15 protein-coding genes and 3 pseudogenes are annotated in these 21,753 nt (G+C 46.7%); 13 read left to right on the plus strand and 5 right to left on the minus strand.

The window, feature by feature from the left end:
- Positions 1-96: 96 nt before the first annotated feature.
- From rlmB to IPJ02_02900, 4 genes and pseudogenes are all read right to left on the minus strand, one after another.
- Complete coding sequence (gene rlmB, locus IPJ02_02885; protein MBK7374534.1) at positions 97-861, minus strand: 23S rRNA (guanosine(2251)-2'-O)-methyltransferase RlmB; 765 nt, start codon at positions 859-861, stop codon at positions 97-99.
- 72 nt (positions 862-933) lie between these two features.
- A complete protein-coding gene (locus IPJ02_02890; protein ID MBK7374535.1) occupies positions 934-2,193 on the minus strand; it encodes a methionine adenosyltransferase in 1,260 nt (419 codons plus the stop codon).
- Positions 2,194-2,292: 99 nt separating this feature from the next.
- Positions 2,293-3,801: a DUF4270 family protein gene (locus tag IPJ02_02895; GenBank protein MBK7374536.1), complete on the minus strand. Its 1,509-nt coding sequence runs from the start codon at positions 3,799-3,801 to the stop codon at positions 2,293-2,295.
- A gap of 30 nt (positions 3,802-3,831) precedes the next feature.
- A pseudogene (locus IPJ02_02900) lies at positions 3,832-4,643 on the minus strand (glycogen/starch synthase).
- Positions 4,644-4,749: 106 nt separating this feature from the next.
- Between IPJ02_02900 and IPJ02_02905 the strand changes: the two are divergent.
- The 6 genes and pseudogenes from IPJ02_02905 (at position 4,750) to IPJ02_02930 (ending at position 11,084) form a co-directional block, all read left to right on the plus strand.
- The gene (locus IPJ02_02905; protein ID MBK7374537.1) at positions 4,750-5,592 is read left to right on the plus strand and encodes a pantoate--beta-alanine ligase; all 843 of its coding nucleotides are present in this window, start codon (positions 4,750-4,752) and stop codon (positions 5,590-5,592) included.
- A gap of 82 nt (positions 5,593-5,674) precedes the next feature.
- Positions 5,675-6,709, plus strand: a complete 1,035-nt coding sequence (locus tag IPJ02_02910; protein MBK7374538.1) for a flippase-like domain-containing protein — start codon at positions 5,675-5,677, stop codon at positions 6,707-6,709.
- On the plus strand, positions 6,672-7,166 hold the full coding sequence (rfaE2, locus tag IPJ02_02915; GenBank protein MBK7374539.1) for a D-glycero-beta-D-manno-heptose 1-phosphate adenylyltransferase: 495 nt from the start codon (positions 6,672-6,674) through the stop codon (positions 7,164-7,166). The genes IPJ02_02910 and rfaE2 overlap by 38 nt, the downstream gene beginning before the upstream one ends.
- Positions 7,167-7,258: 92 nt before the next feature.
- Complete coding sequence (ppk1, locus tag IPJ02_02920; protein MBK7374540.1) at positions 7,259-9,322, plus strand: polyphosphate kinase 1; 2,064 nt, start codon at positions 7,259-7,261, stop codon at positions 9,320-9,322.
- Positions 9,323-9,453: 131 nt separating this feature from the next.
- Positions 9,454-10,331 (plus strand): annotated as a pseudogene (locus tag IPJ02_02925) (exopolyphosphatase).
- A 169-nt stretch (positions 10,332-10,500) separates the two neighbouring features.
- Positions 10,501-11,084 (plus strand): annotated as a pseudogene (locus tag IPJ02_02930) (nitroreductase).
- A 12-nt stretch (positions 11,085-11,096) separates the two neighbouring features.
- Here IPJ02_02930 and IPJ02_02935 read toward each other — a convergent pair.
- On the minus strand, positions 11,097-13,514 hold the full coding sequence (locus IPJ02_02935) for a tail fiber domain-containing protein (protein MBK7374541.1): 2,418 nt from the start codon (positions 13,512-13,514) through the stop codon (positions 11,097-11,099).
- Between the two features lie 303 nt (positions 13,515-13,817).
- Between IPJ02_02935 and IPJ02_02940 the strand changes: the two genes are divergently transcribed.
- The 7 genes from IPJ02_02940 (at position 13,818) to IPJ02_02970 (ending at position 21,681) form a co-directional block, all read left to right on the plus strand.
- Positions 13,818-14,492, plus strand: a complete 675-nt coding sequence (locus IPJ02_02940; GenBank protein ID MBK7374542.1) for a DUF2490 domain-containing protein — start codon at positions 13,818-13,820, stop codon at positions 14,490-14,492.
- Positions 14,493-14,495: 3 nt separating this feature from the next.
- Complete coding sequence (locus tag IPJ02_02945; protein MBK7374543.1) at positions 14,496-14,924, plus strand: DUF1801 domain-containing protein; 429 nt, start codon at positions 14,496-14,498, stop codon at positions 14,922-14,924.
- Between the two features lie 50 nt (positions 14,925-14,974).
- Positions 14,975-16,123, plus strand: a complete 1,149-nt coding sequence (locus IPJ02_02950; protein ID MBK7374544.1) for a tetratricopeptide repeat protein — start codon at positions 14,975-14,977, stop codon at positions 16,121-16,123.
- Between the two features lie 64 nt (positions 16,124-16,187).
- Positions 16,188-17,186 (plus strand): hypothetical protein, encoded by a 999-nt coding sequence (locus IPJ02_02955; protein ID MBK7374545.1) that lies wholly within the window; start codon positions 16,188-16,190, stop codon positions 17,184-17,186.
- Positions 17,187-17,288: 102 nt separating this feature from the next.
- On the plus strand, positions 17,289-18,104 hold the full coding sequence (gene panB / locus IPJ02_02960) for a 3-methyl-2-oxobutanoate hydroxymethyltransferase (protein ID MBK7374546.1): 816 nt from the start codon (positions 17,289-17,291) through the stop codon (positions 18,102-18,104).
- Positions 18,105-18,371: 267 nt separating this feature from the next.
- Positions 18,372-19,895, plus strand: coding sequence for an aldehyde dehydrogenase family protein (locus IPJ02_02965; protein MBK7374547.1), 1,524 nt, complete (start codon positions 18,372-18,374; stop codon positions 19,893-19,895).
- 76 nt (positions 19,896-19,971) lie between these two features.
- On the plus strand, positions 19,972-21,681 hold the full coding sequence (locus IPJ02_02970; GenBank protein ID MBK7374548.1) for a S8 family peptidase: 1,710 nt from the start codon (positions 19,972-19,974) through the stop codon (positions 21,679-21,681).
- Positions 21,682-21,753: the final 72 nt, after the last annotated feature.

Consider the following 21,753-nt stretch of genomic DNA (forward strand, 5'->3'; position numbering starts at 1 on the left):
AAAAAGGTGTCAAAAATTGATGCAGCCGTGAATGATAATTTATACTTCAGGTTATCTTTTGCGTACCGGGTCCGGTTCACAAAAAGATGAGCAGGCCTACCCTCTTTGTTTCATTGTCTCATACAGGATGATACCCGCGGCCACCGATACATTCAGTGAATCAAAATCACCCGTCATCGGGATCCGGAACTTCTCATCACATATTTTTAACAGCGCCGGGTAGATCCCTTTTTCCTCCCCGCCCATTACGATGGCGCAGGGTTCCTTCATATCCAGTTCAAAGACTTTCCTGGCTGCCTTCATCTCACTGGCAAAAACCCTGATGCCGTTCATGTGCAGGTCATCCACGGCCTTCATCAGGCTGTTAACACGGCAAACGGCAATCTTTTCCAATGCCCCGGCCGATGTAAGCACGGCATCTTCATTCAGCGCACCTACTCCTTTATCGGGTATGATGATGGCATGCACGCCAAAACACCAGGCGCTTCTTGCGATGCCGCCGATGTTCCGGATATCTGTTACGCCGTCCAGTATCAAAAACAACGGCGTTTCCCCTTTATCCACCACGAATGAAATGACATCCTGCAGGTCCTGGTACTGCACTTTGGCGATCAGGGCCACACAACCTTCGTGGTTGCTTACATTAAAATTGTTCAGCTTCTCAACCGGCACTTTATTGATGGGGGTCTGGGTATGTTCTGCCAGTTTTTTTATTTCATCAATCCCTTCTCCATGCACCGTGCTTTGCAGGTATATGCGCTCCAGGTGCTTGCCGGTCTGCATGGCTTCCATAACGGCTTTGCGGCCCACAAGGAGCGAACTTTTTTTGGGCCGGTGATGTTGCTGGCGGAAATTTTTCACGGTTCAAATGTAGGTTTAAATCAAATAAAAAACCCTCTCTGTACGGAGAGGGTCTGGGTGTAAGCAATTAGTCTATTTTAATCCGAATACTTTCTTTACATCCTTCACGGCATCCAGTTTCTCCCAGGTGAATAATTCCACTTTCTTTTTAATGGTCTTGCCGTCGGGGGAAGTGAATGTTTTTTCAACGATCTTATTGGTACGTCCCATGTGGCCGTAGGCTGCTGTTTCGCTGTACATGGGGTTACGCAGTTTTAAGCGTTTTTCAATAAAGTACGGGCGCATGTCGAAGCAGGGCATCTGCATCACTTTTTCAGCAATTTCCCCGTCGCTCATTTTTACTTTAGAAGTGCCGTACGTTACTACGTTGATCGCAGTAGGCTGTGCCACCCCAATGGCATAAGAAACCTGTACAAGCACTTCATCGCATAAACCGGCAGCTACCAGGTTCTTTGCGATATGGCGTGTTGCATAGGCAGCGCTGCGGTCAACCTTGCTGGGGTCCTTACCACTGAAAGCGCCACCGCCGTGTGCACCTTTACCGCCATACGTATCCACAATGATCTTACGGCCGGTCAGACCGGTATCTCCGTGCGGGCCACCGATCACAAACTTACCGGTTGGGTTGATGTGGTATTTTATCTTGTTATTAAAAAGATGATTGTATTTTGGATACTTTGCTTTTACCCTTGGTATCACAATATTGATGATGTCCTTCTTGATCTTAGCCAGCATTTTATCATCGGAATCAAAATCATCGTGCTGCGTTGAAATGACAATGGCATCGATCCGCACGGGCCTGTTGTTGTCATCATATTCCAGGGTAACCTGGCTTTTTGCATCCGGGCGAAGGTATTTTATCTGCTTGTTCTCCCTGCGTATGGCAGCCATTTCAATCAAAATAAAATGGGCCAGGTCCAGTGCCAGCGGCATGTAGTTATCGGTTTCGTTGGTGGCATAGCCAAACATCATTCCCTGGTCGCCGGCGCCCTGTTCTTCTTTTTTCTTACGGTCAACACCCTGGTTGATGTCGGATGACTGCTCATGGATCGCTGATAAGATGCCGCATGAATTTGCTTCAAACATATAATCGCTCACGGTGTAGCCGATCTGGCGGATCACTTTACGGGCGATCTCCTGCACATCCAGGTATGCCTTGCTCTTCACCTCGCCGGCCAGAATGACCTGGCCGGTGGTAACCAGCGTTTCGCAGGCTACTTTGCTGTTGGGGTCAAAGGCTAAAAAGTTATCAATCAATGCATCACTGATCTGGTCTGCAACTTTATCGGGGTGTCCTTCGCTGACAGACTCGGAAGTAAATAAATATGGCATGTTATTTTTTTAAGATGGCAAAGATAAGGTTGTGCCGGTTAAACAACAAAGTCTGCAGGGCATTCTGCAGACTTTATTAATTCACATACTGTGTATTGTTTAAAGCTTTGAATAAATGATCCGTAGCCTCAGTTTATAATTGGGGTTGCTTCCGCTTCCGATCCGCACCCTTCCATAAGCAATATTGTTGCTGAAGGGGATGTACGACGAAGTTGAATACTGTCCATAATGCAGGTTATAAGGCGCATACAGCCGCATGCCGTAATTGGGCGTGTGCTGGGTTACCAGTCGCTGTATATACCGGGAGATATTGAAATTATAATGACTGATCTGCATCCCAAAGGGGTCGTATTTGGTTCGTTTAAATCCGCCAAAATAATTAAAGTCGATGGTTCCCGGGAAATAAGGGAATAATATAGGGGTCCTGTAATCGGGGTCATAGATCGTAGTGGTGTTCAGGTCAAAATAAACCGGTTTCCACTTTGGATCCACGGTTGAATCCCGGAGGTCTAAATACAGGAAATTGGGCACCGAAAGTTTTTCATCAAGCATCGGGTCGGTTGGTATTTGTTCTACGATCAGCTCCGCCCGGTGAACGATGCGGTTTGATAAACCAGGCAAACCCGGTATGCTGAGATTGACATACGTGCCGGGAGCGGTCTGAAGATAGTGCTCTCCTGCCAACGGTGTCATAACGGGGTATCCAGACCGGTTCCTTACAATATTACAAACGGAGTTGGAAGGAGGATAGGTCCCGATCAGGTTGCTGTTGAACCGCAATGAAGTATATACCGTATCCAGCTTTCCATTGTTCTTCCTCCGATAGTGTATTTCCAGTTTGGTAGCGGTATCTGCCAGGTTAACATACATCAGCCCGTTTCCATTGCTTGCCAGAACGGCAAGGCCATTATAAAAACGCTTATACAGGGAATCTGAATAAAAGGCATTGTTGATGCTGTTTGCCTGGGTGCTGTCGCGGTTATATAACTGCAGTGCCCAGTTCTGGTCAAGTTTTATTCTTACCTGGTAGTTGACCGAATCTCTCCGGTTGGTGAATTTTACATAATTGCCCAGTTTGCGAACGTCGATATCGGCGGTACCAAGTGTGGGACCACCATATACCGGTTGATAATTGGTTGGATTGTCCTTATACACAGAATCCCTGAAATAGGGTTCGTTCACTTCTTTCACTTCCAGGTGAATGGGCAGGGTACTGTCGCCCCAGAAACCTTTATACTTCAGGCAAAGTACAATGGAATCAAGCCCGGCGCCAAAACCATTTAGTGTGTCTTTTACATCACCGATATAGTAAGGGAAAAAGGGCGGCTTCAGTTGCATGAATGAATTTGCTGTGGTGGTGCCAAATAACGGATCGAACGTGATGCTGCCCAATGCATAGTCTTCTGTACGGAAAATATAGGTGGAGTCCAGGAATACGCCCTGGGTGGAATTGACCGTGAGAATGGTATCGAATGTGTTGACATTATCAACCGCCGGTAAAAGGTCGCTGCCGATCCGGGTGGTGTCAAACTTTGTACAGTTCCAGTTTAAGAAAGATATAAGAACCGCTGCTGTGAGCGCAATGAATAGAATACGTTTTTGCACCATACTGATTAAATGAAATCTGTGTTAGTTTTTCTATTTGGCAAGGTCGGTATACAATTGTAAATAGTCTGTTAAATCACTTTCTGCATCGTACCTGATCACTTTCTTGCCTTTCACTTTTGAAAACTGCTCAACCAGTTTTTTATCCACTTTATCAGCGCCAAATGTGATGGCGTCTGCATACGTAGCCCCTCCCCTGAACATGGCCAGGTTGTTGGCATCTTTAAAGGGTTCCAGTTCTTTTTTGTGATGTGGTCGTTTATAGTTGCCAGCTTCAGGAAATCGGCACCCAGTTTTTCTTTAAATGTCTGCTGGCCGATGGTATAAACGATCTTGCTGTTGCTGAAAACAGGTTCCTTCTTATACGCATTCTTAATGAACATCGGGATCAGTCCCGTCATCCAGCCGCTGCAATGGATGATGTCGGGCGGCCATCCGAATTTTTTTACAGTTTCCAGTGCCCCTTTGCAGAACAAGACCGTACGCAGCCCGTTGTCCTCGAACCAGCTCTCCTTTTCATCATGAAAAATGGATTTTCTTTTGAAGAAATCCTCGTTGTCCAAAAAGTAGATCTGCAACCGGGCATTGGGCAGTGAGGCCACTTTAATGACCAGGGGATAATCGTCATTATCGATGGTGACATTGATGCCCGATAAGCGGACAACCTCATGCAACCGGTGCCTCCTTTCATTGATCACACCAAACCGGGGCATAATACAACGAACTTCCATACCGCTGTCATTCGCCTTTATTGCCAGCTTGTTCACTATTTCCGCAAAATCTGTCAACTCCAGGTAGGGCGACATCTCGTTGGCAATAAATAAAATCCTTTTCTTTGTTGACATTTGTACTTAGTTTGTTGCAGTATTTAGTTTAAAGGGAGTGCAAAAGTACTGTATTTTTTTGGGAAATTGAGATTGAACAAGCATTTGAAGCCTAATTAACCAGACAATGATCGTTTTTAAGAAAGCAGCCGATATTGGCAGATTCCTGCACCAGGCAAGTGAAAAAGGCAGAAAAACGGGCTTTGTGCCTACCATGGGTGCCTTGCACCAGGGCCATATCTCGCTGATCGGAACTGCAAAAAGTTCCGGCAACCTGGTGATAAGCAGCATTTTTGTAAACCCTACCCAGTTCAACGATGTTAAAGACTTTCAAAACTATCCTTCCACCATTGAAAAAGACATTGACCAGTTGGAAAATGCCGGATGCGATGTATTGTTCCTTCCATCGGTTGACGAAATGTACCCGGATGGATTAATGAACAAAGCCCCCTATGAACTTGGCTACTTAGAAACCGTACTGGAAGGAAAATACCGTCCCGGTCATTTCCAGGGAGTATGCCAGGTGGTACACCGCTTACTGAGCATCATACCTGCCGACTTCTTGTATCTTGGCCAGAAAGATTTTCAGCAATGCATGGTACTAAAAAAGATGATGGAAGGGAAAGGGCTCAAAACAACCGTCATCATCTGCCCCACCCTCCGGGAAGCAGACGGGCTTGCCATGAGCAGCCGCAACATGCGGCTTAATGAAACGGCCCGGGCAAAGGCCGTGGAAATATTCAAAACCCTTTCACACATCAAGAACGAAGTAAAGCCCGGCAACCTGGTGGAATTAAAGAATGATGCGGCCCGGCATTTGAATAAGGCCGGCTTCCGGACAGATTACGTGGAGATCGCCGATGCAGAAACCCTGGAACTGAAAGACCACTGGGATGGGAGAACGAAACTGGTTGCCTTATGTGCCGCCTTCATGGGTGATGTACGGCTCATCGATAATATGCTGCTTTGACCGTATACCTGTGTGGTAACCTAGTATTAAATTTATCTGCAGAAATTTTTCAAAGCCATTCCTTCGTAATTTGTCACCGATTATGCGTAAACCGTTATTCGCCATTTTGCAGTATGTCATTTTCCTGGGTGCCGGTATCTTCCTGGTATGGTGGAGCATTCACAAACTATCCGACAAGGATTACGCAGAATTCATCATGGCTTTAAAAACGGCAAACTATTACCTGCTCATCCCGGTTTTTTTTATCCTGATCGCCAGCCATCTCAGCCGGGCCATCCGCTGGAAGATATTGATGAGGTCAATGGGCTATAATCCTAAAATAAGCAATACCTTCTGTGCGGTGATGATCGGCTACCTGGCAAACTTTGCCTTTCCCCGACTGGGCGAGGTCTTAAAATGCACCATCCTGGGCAAATATGAAAAAGTACCCGCAGATAAACTGGTAGGTACCATCCTTGTTGAAAGGGCCGTTGACCTTGTATCGTTCTTTATCATCATCGTTATCTCGCTGCTTACGCAGGCCGACGTGGTGGGCGAATATGCCATTAATATCTTTAAACGGTACATCCTTTCAAAAGATACCGGTACCACCCTGTTCAAACTGGCACTGGTGATCTTTATCATCACCGGCTTCTTCATCATCTTAAAATACCTGGTGAGAAAATACCCCGGCAGCAAACCCATTCAGAAAATCAGAGGCATTGTCAAGGGCATCATTGAAGGGTTACTTACCCTGAAGAACGTGAAGAACAAAGGCCGTTTCATCCTGCACAGTTTTTTTATATGGGGCTGTTACCTCGGCGGGACCTATCTTGGTTTTTTTGCCATTGCAGAAACCAGCGGCCTCCCGGTCCTTTCGGCATTCCCCGTACTGGCATTTGGTACGGTTGCCACGATCGTTACACCCGGCGGCATCGGCCTGTACCCGGTATTTTTAATGGAAGCCATGAAGCTGTACAGCATACCCGAAAGCTATGGTACGGCAAACGGCTGGCTGCAATGGTCGGCACAGTTCCTGATCGTACTCGTGGTGGGTTTTTTATGTTTGTTAATTTTGCCTTACATAAACAAAACAAAGAATGAGATCAGTAAGCAGCATACCCAACAAGATATTTAACCTTGATGACCTGATGCACCAGGTAAGGCGCTGGCGGCTGCACAACAAAAAGATCGTGTTCACCAACGGGGTGTTTGATATCCTGCACGAAGGGCATATTGCTTCATTGAGTGAAGCCGCTTCGTACGGCCATGTACTGATCGTTGGCGTGAATACCGATGCTTCGGTGAAAAGATTAAAGGGAGAAAGCCGGCCGGTGAACAGTGAAAATTCAAGGGCCCTGATACTGGCGTCACTGGTGATGACAGATGCCATCATCCTTTTTGAGGAGGACACGCCGCTGAATCTGATTTCAGCCGTATTGCCCGATGTATTGGTGAAAGGCGGGGATTATACCATCGGCCAGGTCGTGGGTGCCAACGAAGTGATGGCCAATGGCGGTGAAGTGAAGATCGTTCCCATACTGGAAGGATTTTCCACCACGTCCATCATTCAGAAGATGAGGGATACCAAATAGCGTATCAATAAACTTCACAGAAATTTAATACGCATTTAAAGTGTTGTTCATTTACATGCCTTTAATTTCGTTTCACTAACCAGTAAACAAGCTTGCAGAAAAGAAAGATCATATTCCGGGACCTGAGCTGGCTTTCCTTTAATGCAAGGGTGTTACAGGAAGCAGCCGATGACACGGTTCCGTTGCGGGAACGCATCCGCTTCCTGGGTATCTTTTCCAACAACCTGGATGAATTCTTCCGGGTACGGGTGGCCACACTGAAACGTATGATCGAGTTTGGCAGTAAATCGCGGATGCATCTTGAAATTGCCCCGGAAGCCATACTCGAAGAGATCCAGGAAATAGTAATTGAACAGCAAAGGGAATTTGAACGCATATGGAATGAGATATTAAGGGAACTCCGGAAAGATAAGATCCTGCTTGTCAATGAAACCCAGCTGAACAGGACACAGCAACGGTTTGTACTGGACTACTTCAACGAAGAGATACGCAGCAATGTCATCCCCCTGATGATCGAAAGCATCCAGGATTTTCCCGTACTGAATGACCGTTCCATTTACCTGGCATGCAAGCTATCCAAGAAAGATAAGAGCATCCCCCAGAAATTTGCGTTGGTATCGGTACCCACAAGACGGTTGCCAAGATTTATCATACTGCCTTCAAAAACAGCCGAAAAACACATCATCCTGCTCGAAGACATCATTCGTTTCTGTCTGCCCCATATCTTTTCTTTTTTTGGATATGATACTTTTTCTTCCCACATCATTAAAGTGACCCGTGATGCCGAGATCGATATAGACAATGATGTATCTACTTCCCTCATTCAAAAGATACAAAAGGGATTAAAGAACCGTAAAAAAGGCAAACCCGTAAGGTTTGTTTTCGATAAAGCGATCGACCCGGCACTGCTTACCTACCTGGTAAGAAGAATGGGATTGCAGCAAAAGGACAACCTGATACCCGGCGGACGCATCCACAACTTCGTGGATTTTATGAATTTCCCGGAATCTGTTTTCAGCCAGAAAAACCTTCGGAAAAAACCCTTTATTCACCCGGCATTAAAAAATGTAACCAGTGTAAACAAGGTCATACTGAAAAAAGATGTGCTTTTAAACCTTCCGTATCATTCCTTCGACAGTGTTATAGATCTGTTGAGGGAGGCCGCCATTGACCCGGACGTAACGAGCATAAAAATAACCTGTTACCGCCTGGCCGACCGGTCAAAGATCATCAATACACTTACCAATGCCGTACGCAACGGCAAAATGGTGACGGTGGTATTGGAACTGCGTGCCCGTTTTGACGAAGAAGCAAACCTGGAGTGGAAAGAAGAACTGGAAGAAGCGGGTGCAAAGGTCCTATTGGGGGTACCCCACATGAAAATACACGCCAAACTTTGCCTGATAAAAAAGAAGATCAACAACCGCACCATTCATTATGGGTTTGTAAGTACCGGGAACCTGAATGAGAAGACAGCAAAGGTTTACGGAGATACCTGCCTCCTTACATCCGACCGTAACATCATGGCCGATGTTAACCGTATCTTTAATTACCTGGAGCAGCCTAAGAACAGGATCCAGTTATTGTTCGAATGCAATACCCTTATTGTAAGCCCGACCGACATGCGTACGCAAATGCTCCAGTTCATCAACAAGGAAATAAAAGCAGCCAAAGAAAAAAAAACTGCATCCATCATCCTTAAACTCAACTCACTCAGCGATGAAATGCTCATTGGTAAATTATATGAGGCCGCAAAAGCAGGCGTGGAGATCAAGCTGATCATCCGCGGCATTTTCTGCATGCTTACCGAGAACAGAAAATTCAAGGTCCCCATCCAGGCCATCAGCATTGTGGATGAATACCTGGAGCATGCCAGGGTGATGATATTCCACAACGGGGGAAAAGAAAGGACCTTCATCTCCTCCGCCGACTGGATGGTACGGAATATCGACCACCGGGTGGAAGTTACCTGCCCCATCTTTGAAAAAAGTATCCAGGAAGAACTGAAAGACATCCTGCAGATACAACTGAAGGATAACATCAAGGCACGGATACTGGACAACGAACTCAGCAACCAGTATGTAAATCCCCGCAACACCAAAAAGATCCGCAGCCAGGTGGAGACGTACAATTATCTTTATCGCAAAGCACAATAACGCTGGCACGTTTAATACGTTTAAATCGTTTAAGGGTTAATCCGTAAATTCGTTGCCGTACACCTGACCATTAATCGTTTCAGCGATTGAAACGATTGAAACGATTTTAACGACTTAAACGATTACCGACATTGAGACTCGCCGCCATCGATATAGGAAGTAATGCCGCCCGGCTCCTGATAACCGAGGTGATCACCGAAGGAAAGAATGAGGCTGTTTTCAATAAACTCAATTTGGTAAGGGTTCCCCTCCGCCTGGGATTTGATGTATTTGAATACGGCGTGATCTCCAAACCAAAGACCGGCATGATGCTGCAGACGATGAAGGCTTTCAAGCACCTGATGAATGCCTACGAAGTAAAGCACGTGATCGCCTGCGCCACCAGCGCCATGCGGGATGCAAAAAATTCCGATGACATCATCCGGAAAGTAAAATTAGAAACCGATATTTCCATTGAGGTCATCAGCGGCGATAAAGAAGCCGGGATCGTTTTTGAGAACCATATTGCCGAAACCCTCGACAAGGACCACAGCTACATGTATATTGATGTGGGCGGCGGCAGCACCGAGCTCTCTTTTTCAGCAACGGAAGGCTGAATTTCAAAGAATCATTCAACATCGGCACCATACGGCTACTGCAGGATGCGGTGAATGAAAAGACCTGGGAAGTGATGAAGGAAATAATCAAGACCGTTACCAAAGGACAAAAGGAAGTGATGGCCATCGGCAGCGGCGGCAACATCAACAAAGTATTTTCGCTGAGCAAACGAAAAGAAGGCAAGCCCCTTAGCCTCGAACTTTTAAGAGACTATCACAAAGAACTGGGCAGCGTAACACTGGAAGAACGGATGCGGCTTTACAGCCTGCGGCCCGACCGTGCCGACGTGATCATACCCGCCCTCCTCATTTACATCAATGCTATGCGCTGGGCCGGCGCCAACGAAATGTACGTACCCAAGATCGGGCTGGTGGATGGACTGGTGAGGCATTTGTGGGAAGAGGTGAAATAGGATCCCTTCCACCCTGGTTGGTGTCCCACCAACCGGAACAACCACTCAGCCCGATGCGGATAATTGAGATCGTGAACCTCATCCCGGCCCCGGCGCTGAAAAAATTTCGGATATCAAAACAGGTTCCTGTTCCATTCAACGAAATTTGCTTTACATAATCTCAAACTATATGTCTCCTGAATCACTCAATGAACTGATCCGCAGCCGGCGCTCTGTTTTCCCGACCAGTTTGAACAGGGCAAAAAAGTGGGTGACGAAATTATAAAACAGGTACTCATCAATGCCACCTGGGCACCCAACCACGGCCAGGAAGAACCCTGGCATTTCACCGTTTTCAGCGGCGATGGGTTACAGGCGCTGGCGGATTATCAAAGCAGCCTGTACAGGCAGGCGGCGGGTGATTCCTTCAATGAAAAAAAATACATCAAACTGCAGCAGCAACCATTAAAGGCATCGCATATCATTGCCATCGGAATGAGGCGGTCAACAAAGAAGAACATACCCGAGATCGAGGACATTGAAGCGGTTGCCTGTGCTGTACAGAATATTTACCTTTCTGTGGCCGCATACGGACTGGGCGGTTACTGGACAACAGGCGGGATCACCTACCTGGAAAATGCCAAATCCTTTTTCGGGCTTGCAGAAAATGACAAACTGCTCGGCTTCTTTTATATCGGTCATGTTGCGGTACCATCTGCACCCGGTAAACGAAAACCCATTGAGGAAAAAACGAACTGGGTAACCACATCCTGATGCAGGAAAGGCTTATTCTTTCGTCATTTTCTCCATCACCATTTTTTTGAGTTCAGCCAGTTCCTTTTTCAGCGCTTCATTTTCCTTTTTGAGTTGCTGGATACCGATCAATGCCACGCCGCTTTTATCCAGGGCCGATAAACTCTTTCCATCTCCTACCTGGAACAGGTTTTGAAAATCCTGTGCCATGGGACTGATATGGTATTCATCTGCTGTATTGCTGTACCGGTACCTGTATACCGGCATTTCCGCGATCTTCTGCAAAACCGAACGGCCATCCATCAGCAGCAGGTCGGTTTTTTTATTCCGGTCGCTTACATCGGTCCATACCCCGCCAGTGGTAAGCCTGGCCGTTGTTACAGCGTTATTGAACTCCAGGATGTTGGCAGCGGCGGTATTGATGCCGAATCCCCACCTGGTCACATTCACATCGCCAAAAACCATGCTGTTGCTTTGGGTAACACTGGCATCATACCCGATTGCAGTGGCATTGCTGATTGAAGCACCCGCCAATGTACTGGCGCCGAGCAGTGTATTCTGCGAGCCGGTTGTTGCCCCCCCGCTGGTATGGCCGATAAAAGTATTCTGAAAGCCGGTAGTGAGGTTATTCCCTGTCAAATATCCCACAATGGTATTATTATAACCCGTAACCAGGTCATCGGCCGTAGAAGTTCCTATGGCTGTATTCTGGTTTCCGCTGTTGGTGACTGCAGCAGGGTTAACCGAAAATAACGACCGGTAACCTACTGCTACATTATTGCTTAACATACCGGAAGCAAAATTCATGGTTGCCAGGGCCGATTCGCCGATAGCGGTATTCTGGCTGCACAGCGTATTACTTTCCAGTGCATTGCGGCCGATGGCGAGGTTACTGGCGCCGGAGATATTATCCCGCAGCGCCCTGCTTCCGATAGCCAGGTTATTATTTCCGGTGTTCGAAAAGAGAGCACTGTCGCCAACGGCAAGGATACCGGTGGCTGATGTGGAAGTACGGGCTGCTACAAAACCAATAACGGTATTATTGGATGCGGTGCTGTTGTATAATGCCTCATAACCTATGGCCACATTATTACTTCCTGAGCCAAGGTTGCGCAATACAAATGATCCCATCCCGGTATTCCTGGAGCCTAATGAATCGTTATAACCACTCTCATAACCGAAATAGCTTGTGGAGTTACCGGATTTAGACAAACGGTGTGCGCTTCTGCCCATGGCAGTATGCTGGCTGCCGGTAATATTATCATGCAGTGCCCCGGTTCCAACAGCCGTATTTTCCTGGCCGGTAGTGTTTAAGTAAAGTGCTTCGCTGCCAATGCCCGTATTTTTAACTCCATTGGTTGCATTGGTAGGCTGGTTATAAAAAAGCGCTTTGGAGCCTACGGCAGTATTATCCATAAAATAGTTGACGCCTCCATTAAAGCTCTGGGTTACCATGGCCGAATCTCCCACGGCCGTATTGCGGCTGCCCGCCGTATTTGCCTTGAGTGCAAAGCCTCCCACTGCTACATTGCCCGACCCGGAGACATTTGCCAGCATTGCCAGCGTACCGATCGCAGTATTTGATGCGAGGGAAGTATCCAGTGCCAGGGCTGAAGCTCCTACGGCCGTCTTGTTGTTACCCGACCTGTTATTCAGCAGTGTATTATAACCCACTGCCACATTATTGGTCGTGTTTTTTGTATTGAACATGCTTGCTGCACCAACAGCAACATTATTCGACCCTGTTGTATCGCCGTTCATTGCATTACTTCCAATAGCGGTATTACTCTCACCGGATCTGTGATTTGCCAACGAGGTGGCCCCTATGGCTACATTGCTGTTTCCGGAAGCGTTGTTCAACAATGCGTTCGCACCAACTGCCGTATTAAACAAGCCGGTTGTGTTCTGCAATGCATTATTTCCAATTGCGGTATTGGAAGCGGATGTGGTTACTTTGGTCAGGGCATTATTTCCGAATGCAGTATTACCCGATCCGGTAGTAATGCTTATGCCTGCATCGGTTCCGATGAAAAAATTACTTTGGTTCATATCAAACTGGCCGATCCATGAATTGTTTTGTTTGAAACGGACTGGCATCAGATCCAGGGTCCCAATAAAATTCACCGAGGTATCCGTACCTGCATTGCCCGTCGTGCTCCAGCCTGTTGAACTGCTGGATAACCATATCCAGGTGCCGCCGTCATAATAATAAAAGCCCGTACTGTCGGGTGCCACCTGGCATATCAACAAACCGGCAGCCGGTGTGGCAATGGAATTTTTCTGCGCCTTCGTCATCCTGGGGATCAATATGCCTTTGGTTGTACTTTTTACATCAAGCAGGGCACTTGCGTGAGCCGGGCTTCCATCGGTGTTTATGGCAAGCGATTGGGCCGAACCGTGTATGCAGTAAACGGAAATGAATATCTGCAGGAGGGCAATTCTTTTTAACATAGACAAAATTTTGGTGGCTCAATTTAGTATTTAATAATATTCAGAATAATTTAGATTTCCACATCACTGTTGTTTTTCGGCATTTTAAATTTAAAAAACTGCCTGGCAATAATGATCACAACAAACCTGGTCTCAACAGCGGACACAAAGGTCTGTCGCCCCGGCCGGATTGGATATAAATATCTTAGACCGGGCCCTTGAACATAACAATCCCTGGCATGAATAATATTTGTTTCTTCAACCTTCTTTCTGCAAATTGCTTCCCGGAACAGATCCGTTACTGTCATGACAAATATCCTCATCCTGAGATCGGTCCTGGTCGTTTTGATCGCTTTCAACTTCAGCATTGCCGTTGCACAACGATCAAACGCAGGCAACTGGTTCATTTATTTCGGCAACCAGTCCATCAGTAAAAAATGGAACTGGTGGAACGAAGTGCAGTACCGTAATTATAATTTCGCCGGCGACCTGCAGCAGTTGCTTTTACGGACAGGCATCGGGTATAACCTTACGGAGAACAACAACAATATCCTGTTGGGCTATGGTTTCATCCATTCGCAGCGCTACCTGCCCGGTACAAACAATAAGTCGGGCAGCAACGAACACCGGCTTTACCAGCAGTTCATAAACCGGCAGCATTACGGCCGCGTTTTCATCCAGCACCGTTACCTGGCCGAAGAACGTTTCCTGCCCGGCGACTTCCAGTTCAGGCTTCGTTACTTCCTGTCCTTCAATATTCCGCTCAATAATAAGACCTTGAGCAAAAACACGGTCTATCTTTCTGCTTATAATGAAGTATTTTTAAATGCGGAATCACCCGTGTTCGACCGGAACCGGCTCTACGGCTCCATCGGCTATGTGATCAATAAGAATTTCAGGATGGAAGCCGGTTTCATGGCACAAACACTGGAGAACACGAACCGCAACCAGTTTCAACTGGTATTGTTCAACAACCTGCCGCTCACAAAAACAAAATAAGTCATGGCACAAGCTAAAGCAAAGACAGTGGAAACATCGGCCAGTGTGACCGCCTTTATCAAAAAGGCTGATAAAGCAAAACAGGCAGACAGCCTTGAATTGCTGAAGATATTTGAAAAAGCCTCGGGCTTTGAACCGAAGATGTGGGGCCCGGCCATCATCGGCTTTGGCAGCTATCATTACAAATATGAAAGCGGGCGGGAAGGCGATGCACCCCTTTGTGGATTCTCTCCCCGCAAACAGGCGTTCTCCTTTTACCTTTCTTCGGGTTTCAAAGAAAGGGAAGATCTGCTGAAAAAATTAGGTAAACACAAGGCCAGCAAAGCCTGCATCTACATAAAAAAGCTGGAAGACATAGATCTTACTGTTTTAAAGAAGATGATCCGTCTTTCGGTAACGTATACAAAAAGCCATTTGAACGGATGTTGTTAAATACGCAACAACCGTTGATTCCGGCATTAATTTTTTAATACCTTCGCACCATGAAAAATCACCGTACGATCACCCTCCTGCTGGCATTACTATTCAGTTCAGTCATTTCCATTGCCCAGTCCGACAAAGATGCACAGGCGTCTTATGACCAGGGCATACGGCTCAAAGACGAAAAAAAGACCTCGGAAGCCTTTGAGAAATTCAAGGAGGCCATTGCTGCCAATCCAAAACATACCGATGCACTCTACCAGGCCGGCTGGTGCCAGAACGAACTGAAAAATTACAACAGCGCCGTCAGTTACCTGCACAAGGCAAGGCAAACAGGCGTTGCCACGCCCAAACTTTATTTTGAAATGGGTTATGCCTTTGAGAAACTGAATAAGAGTGATTCGGCGATCTTCTATTACAACAAATGCCTGGAGCTGAAACCCGGTTATGCCGGCGTGTATAAGCAACTGGGAAATATGGCCTATACCAGGGATGATTATGAGGATGCACTGGACCTGTTCGGTAAATACGAGGAATTTTCAAAGAAAGACATAACCGACTACTTGTACTGGTACCGAAAAGGCTTTACCTATAATGCACTGAAGCAATACAACAATGCAAAGGAGTCGTTGAATAGATCGCTTTCGTACAGGAATGACAACATGAACACATTCCTGGAACTTGGTTTTGCCTGCTTTAAACTTAAACAGGATGATGACGCCATCCGGCATTATAAGTCTGCCATAGCTATTGATCCCAAAAGCCATATCCCCTATAATGGCATTGCCGAAGTATACCGGGATAACAGGAAAGATATGAATGAGGCCATGAAGTGGTACCGCAAAACGCTTGAAATGAATCCTACTGAAAGGAAAGCCAGCTATGGCATGGGGTACTGTCTTAACTCCAAAGAGCAATTCAGTGAAGCGGTCAGTTACCTGAAGACAGCCATAGAAAAAGAGCCCACCTATACGGCAGCTTACGTGGAGCTTGGTTACAGTTATTACAAAACCGGCAAGGACCCGGATGCAGAAACCAATTTCAAAAAAGCCATGGAACTCAATCCCAAAAATGAGAATGCCCGGTATTATGCCTGCCTGATGTACGTAAAACAAAAGAATAAAGCAAAGGCGCAGAAAATGGTGGACGAGTTAAGGGGCCTTTCTTCAAAACATGTAAGCATCCTGCAGCCAAAAGTGGATGCACTGTGACGGGGATCTGTCATATTTTAACAGCGGCTTAAAAATAACAGGCTTCAACCATCGTTAACCCCTCATGATAAAAACACTGACTGGTATATTCATCCTGTTAAGCAGTATATCGTATGCACAAGACCGTACGGGGGCCACTCAATTTGATGAATTCATCAGCAAGTCAGCCATTGAATGGGCGGCCTATGTAAATGACCAGGTGAAATTTGAAAAAGTACAGCTGAACAGGCTCCTGCTGGAAAGGCTCATCAAAAAAGAGATCAAAGCAACACTTCCCGTTTATTATGGACTGAATGATGCAAATCCCATTACGTACCTCGACAAAGACTCTGTTGACAACGTGATGTTATACCCGGGCAACAGGCTGCTTCCATATGATTCAACCGGCAATGACCCTGCCATTGACCCGGAAACTTCAAAAAACGGTCTCCATACAGATTCGTTGATTTTTACTGACATTATCCAGATCCTTTATGTTGAAAACGGCAGGTTAAAAAGTTATGTACCCTGGGTTTCTCCCATGATGCCTATCCGGACCAGCCAGGGACTTTACCTGGGATCAGGTGATTATTTCAGTACCTGTTTCAGTTTTAGATACAACCATCCCCTGCGTAAGAAAAGAAAAGACATGTTTCTCACTGAAACGAAACGAAGAATAAATCTGGATTCCGCAGGAGCTATCAGCAATATAAAACAGCTTTATGACCGCAACCTGGTTGAAACGCTCTGGCCCTTTATTTTAGAAGGGAAGCCGGAGGCCTTTTCCGTTGAAACAAATACCAGGTTAAAAAAGGAAGAGATCAACGAATACCTGTTGAATAAGACAAGGATCGCGGTTCCGGTTTATGATTCTACGGGAACCCCTTCGGGGTTTGAGTACCGCCGCACCGGTTTTGAACCGGGAAAGATCACCCGGATAGAACTGGTCCAGGACTGGTATTACAGCCGCAAAAACAATATTGTTTTCAATAAGATCAAAGAGCTGTTCCTTTATGTAAAAACAGCTTCCGCAGATGAGGAAAACTCCGGATACCGCCCGGTTTTAAAAATAGTTTTTAATTGAAAAACTTTCTACATTTACACCCTCATTGCTCCCCGGAATTGTTTTATTCTAACGCAGAGCCAACTCCACCCAGCATCATCCGTTCATTTAAAACCGGTTTTTATGTCTGTCAACAAAGAAATAAAAAAGGTCACCACCAATACCTTGCAGAAAATGAAGGCGGCCGGAGAAAAGATCTCCATGATCACGGCTTACGATTTTTCCTTTGCCCGGATATTTGATGCTGCGGGTATCGACATCATCCTGGTGGGCGACAGCGCCAGCAATGTAATGGCGGGCCATGAGACCACCCTGCCCATCACCCTCGACCAGATGATCTACCATGCACAAAGTGTGGTACGGGGCATCAACCGTTGCCTGGTGGTGGTGGATATGCCCTTTGGTTACTATCAATCCAACTCAGATATAGCGCTTGCTTCAGCCATTAAGATCATGAAAGAGACCGGCGGCCACTCGGTAAAACTGGAAGGAGGCGAAGAAGTGCTGGACTCGGTCAAAAAGATCGTGAGCGCCGGTATCCCCGTAATGGGGCATTTGGGACTGACCCCGCAAAGCATTTATAAGTTCGGTACGTACAACGTGCGGGCAAAAGAAATTGACGAAGCCGCAAAACTAAAAAAAGACGCCCTGCTGCTCCAGGAAGCCGGTGCGTTTGCCATTGTGCTGGAAAAGATCCCGGCGGTACTGGCAAAAGAGGTAAGTGAAAGCCTGCACATACCCACCATCGGCATTGGGGCCGGCGGCAGTTGCGACGGGCAGGTGCTTGTAATGCACGATATGCTGGGCATCAATACCGAATTCAAACCCCGGTTCCTCCGGCAATACCTCAACCTCTACGAACAGATAGACGGGGCCGTAAAACAATATATTGCTGATGTAAAAAGCCGGGACTTCCCCAACGAGAGTGAGCAGTATTGATTCAGGATCCAAGATACCGGATACAGGATTCAGGATAAAAGAGAGGGAAACCGGATAATGCGGCGGCCCTATCCTGTATCTTGCATCCCGCATCCTGAATCCTGAATCCTGAATCCTGAATCCTGAATCCTGAATCCTGAATCCTGAATCCTGAATCCTGAATCCTGAATCCTGAATCCTGAATCCTGAATCCTGAATCCTGAATCCCGTTTCCCCCCGATTCGGTAACTTGCGGCTCAATTTTTAACGATAAATCATCCCGTTCACATGGATATTCTAAAGACATTAAATGTAAAGGCAACCAATGACGGTGTTTCCACCGGATCAACTTCAATAAAAGCAAAAGGTGAAAAACTTGATTCCTGCTCTCCCGTTGACGGAAAACGGATTGCCACGGTTACAGGCGCCGATGCAAAAAGTTATGAAGCCGTTATCAAAAAAGCACAGGAGGCTTTTCTGGAATGGAGAATGTGGCCTGCGCCAAAACGCGGGGAAGTAGTAAGACAGGTGGGGGAAGAATTAAGAAAGAATAAACAGGCCCTTGGTCAACTGGTAAGTTACGAAATGGGCAAGAGCCTCCAGGAGGGTTTGGGCGAAGTGCAGGAGATGATCGACATCTGCGACTTTGCCGTTGGCCTATCAAGACAATTACATGGGTTGACCATGCACAGCGAAAGGCCCGGGCACCGGATGTATGAACAGTATCACCCGCTGGGGATCGTTGGCGTTATCTCGGCCTTTAATTTCCCCGTGGCGGTATGGAGCTGGAATGCTGCCCTTGCCTGGGTATGTGGTGATGTATGTATATGGAAGCCGAGCGAAAAAGTACCCCTTTGTGCCATCGCCTGCCAGAACATCATTCAGCCTGTGTTCAAAAAGAACAATGTGCCCGAAGGCGTTTCAAATATCATTTGCGGCGGAAGGAATGTGGGCGAATGGATGAGTAATGATACAAGGATCCCTTTGCTGTCGGCAACAGGCAGTACTCGGATGGGTAAAGCCGTGGGTGCGGCCGTTGGTCAGCGCCTGGGAAGAAGTTTACTGGAACTGGGCGGCAACAATGCCATCATCATTTCAGCTGACGCCGATCTTGATATGGCCCTGATAGGCGCTGCCTTTGGCGCTGTGGGTACAGCAGGACAAAGATGTACCAGCACACGCAGGCTCATCATTCATGAAAAGATCTACAATAAGTTCAGGGATAAACTGGTGAATGCATATAAGCAGCTTAAGATCGGCAACCCGCTTGATCAAAAGAACCATGTGGGTCCGCTGATCGATAAAGATGCGGTGAAGATGTACCTGGATGCCATTGAAAAATGCAAGGCGGAAGGCGGAAAATTTGTAGTGGAAGGCGGCGTACTGAAAGGCAAAGGATATGAAAGCGGTTGTTATGTAAAACCATGCATTGCCGAAGTAAAGAACAGTTTTGCCATTGTACAGCATGAGACCTTTGCCCCCATCCTGTACCTGATGAAGTACAAGACCATGGATGAAGCGATAGCTATGCAGAACGGGGTACCGCAGGGATTATCATCGGCCATCATGACGAATAATTTACGGGAAGCTGAAAAATTCCTCTCTCATGCCGGAAGCGATTGCGGCATTGCCAACGTGAACATCGGCACTTCAGGAGCAGAGATAGGCGGTGCATTTGGCGGCGAAAAAGAAACCGGCGGCGGCCGTGAAAGCGGCAGCGACGCCTGGAAGGTATACATGCGCAGGCAGACCAATACCATCAATTATACCGATAAACTGCCCCTGGCACAGGGCATTAAGTTCAACCTATAAAGTTTTGTAAATAAATACTGGTGGTGCGGCTGTTAAGGCTGCAATATCTAATTTCGATAAAAATAATTATGCAGCTATGAATAAATTTTTAAAAACCGCTGTTATCCTGTTATTTCTGAGTGCTGTTTCTTATGCCCAAACGGCAAAAGAAGAAGTGCCAAAAGGCTGGCATATGATGGATAAAACAGCTACCGGCTACTACGGCGTAAGTGCCGATAAGGCGTACGAATTCCTGAAAAGCAAGAACCTGAAAAGCAAAACGGTTGTTGTGGCGGTCATTGACAGCGGTATTGACACCCTGCACGAGGACCTGAAACCTGTTTTGTGGACCAACCCGAAAGAAATTCCCGGCAATGGTATCGATGATGACGGCAACGGCTATATTGATGACATACATGGCTGGAATTTCCTGGGTGGAAAAGATGGCCGCAGCGTGAAAGAAGACAGTTACGAAGGGGCACGGGTGTATTACAGCCTGAAAAGCAAGTGGGATAACAGGCAGGTAAATAAAGAATCCTTAAACAAAAAGGAAGCCTATGAATACGAGATGTATTTAAAGGCTAAGGCAGAAATGACCAACGATGACGGCAAGGAAAATGACTTTAAGGATGTGGACATTGAAAGTCTGAAAGACCTTCAGAACACGTTGATAAAAAGCGACAGTGTTTTACGGATCGCTTTGGCCCGGGATACCTTTACGGGGAACGACCTGGATCAATACACCACCAAATCATTTGCAGAAAGAAAGGCAAAGAATGATTTCCTGGGTATCATGAAGGCCAATAACCTGATGGACCAGACCAGTAAGGAACTGATCGGCGGCCTCAAAGAATACATTGAGTATATAGAAGGGGAACAGCGAAAAGCGGAGGCCAAAGTAAAACCGCCGGTTGAATACCGCAGGAATATTGTGGGCGATGATGAAACCAATTTCAACGACCGGGGTTATGGCAACAACGATATCATGGCATCCACTCCCCTGCACGGCACACACTGTTCGGGCATCATTGCAGCCGCCCGGAATAATGGCAAAGGAACGGATGGCATTGCAGATAATGTACGCATCATGATGCTGCGGGCAGTACCCGACGGCGATGAACACGACAAGGATATTGCGTTGGCCATCCGGTATGCAGTTGACAACGGCGCAAAGATCATCAGCATGAGTTTTGGAAAGAGTTTTTCACCCCAGAAGCATTGGGTGGATGAGGCCTTTGCCTATGCCGAAAGTAAAAATGTATTGCTGGTTCATGCGGCCGGCAATGATGCAAAGAATGTGGATACTGCCGATAATTTCCCGAACCCGGTATACCTGAACGGAACCGGAAGGGCCGGCAATGTGATCACCGTTGGTGCCAGCGGGGATCCAAAATCGGGAGGCCTGTCTGCTTCTTTCAGCAATTATGGAAAAAAAGAAGTAGATGTTTTTTCTCCGGGCGTGAAGATCTATTCCACCATCCCCGGGGGGAATAATTATGGTAATTTACAGGGTACCAGTATGGCCTGCCCCCTGGTGGCAGGCATAGCGGCATTAACATTGGAGTACTTCCCCACGCTTTCTGCAAAGCAGTTGAAATACGTAATTGAAAAATCGGCCCAAAAGCCCGATTACAAGGTAAACAAGCCCGGTTCGGATGAAACCGTTGATCTCAGTGATCTTTGCCGTACCGGCGGTATTGTAAATGCCTATGAAGCGGTGAAACTGGCATCTACATTAAAAGGTGAGACAAAGGAAGAAAAAGAAGTGCTGCCGAAGCCTAAGATGAAGAAGAACAAGAAGGGATAATATCCTTCCGCTGAATTATTATAAGATCCTTTCCCTGGTGAAAGGATCTTTTTTTTGCACAAAGGAAATGAA

The organism is Chitinophagaceae bacterium, assembly GCA_016710165.1.
Taxonomy (GTDB): Bacteria; Bacteroidota; Bacteroidia; order Chitinophagales; family Chitinophagaceae; genus Ferruginibacter.

Bases quoted from the DNA above. Each gene is read 5' to 3' on its own strand.
- IPJ02_02970 (MBK7374548.1), top strand. From the start codon at position 19,972: ATGAATAAATTTTTAAAAACCGCTGTTATCCTGTTATTTCTGAGTGCT.
- IPJ02_02955 (MBK7374545.1), top strand. From the start codon at position 16,188: ATGATAAAAACACTGACTGGTATATTCATCCTGTTAAGCAGTATATCG.
- rfaE2 (MBK7374539.1), top strand. From the start codon at position 6,672: ATGAGATCAGTAAGCAGCATACCCAACAAGATATTTAACCTTGATGAC.
- IPJ02_02890 (MBK7374535.1), bottom strand. From the start codon at position 2,193: ATGCCATATTTATTTACTTCCGAGTCTGTCAGCGAAGGACACCCCGAT.
- IPJ02_02945 (MBK7374543.1), top strand. From the start codon at position 14,496: ATGGCACAAGCTAAAGCAAAGACAGTGGAAACATCGGCCAGTGTGACC.
- IPJ02_02895 (MBK7374536.1), bottom strand. From the start codon at position 3,801: ATGGTGCAAAAACGTATTCTATTCATTGCGCTCACAGCAGCGGTTCTT.
- IPJ02_02905 (MBK7374537.1), top strand. From the start codon at position 4,750: ATGATCGTTTTTAAGAAAGCAGCCGATATTGGCAGATTCCTGCACCAG.
- IPJ02_02935 (MBK7374541.1), bottom strand. From the start codon at position 13,514: ATGTTAAAAAGAATTGCCCTCCTGCAGATATTCATTTCCGTTTACTGC.
- IPJ02_02910 (MBK7374538.1), top strand. From the start codon at position 5,675: ATGCGTAAACCGTTATTCGCCATTTTGCAGTATGTCATTTTCCTGGGT.
- IPJ02_02950 (MBK7374544.1), top strand. From the start codon at position 14,975: ATGAAAAATCACCGTACGATCACCCTCCTGCTGGCATTACTATTCAGT.
- IPJ02_02965 (MBK7374547.1), top strand. From the start codon at position 18,372: ATGGATATTCTAAAGACATTAAATGTAAAGGCAACCAATGACGGTGTT.
- panB (MBK7374546.1), top strand. From the start codon at position 17,289: ATGTCTGTCAACAAAGAAATAAAAAAGGTCACCACCAATACCTTGCAG.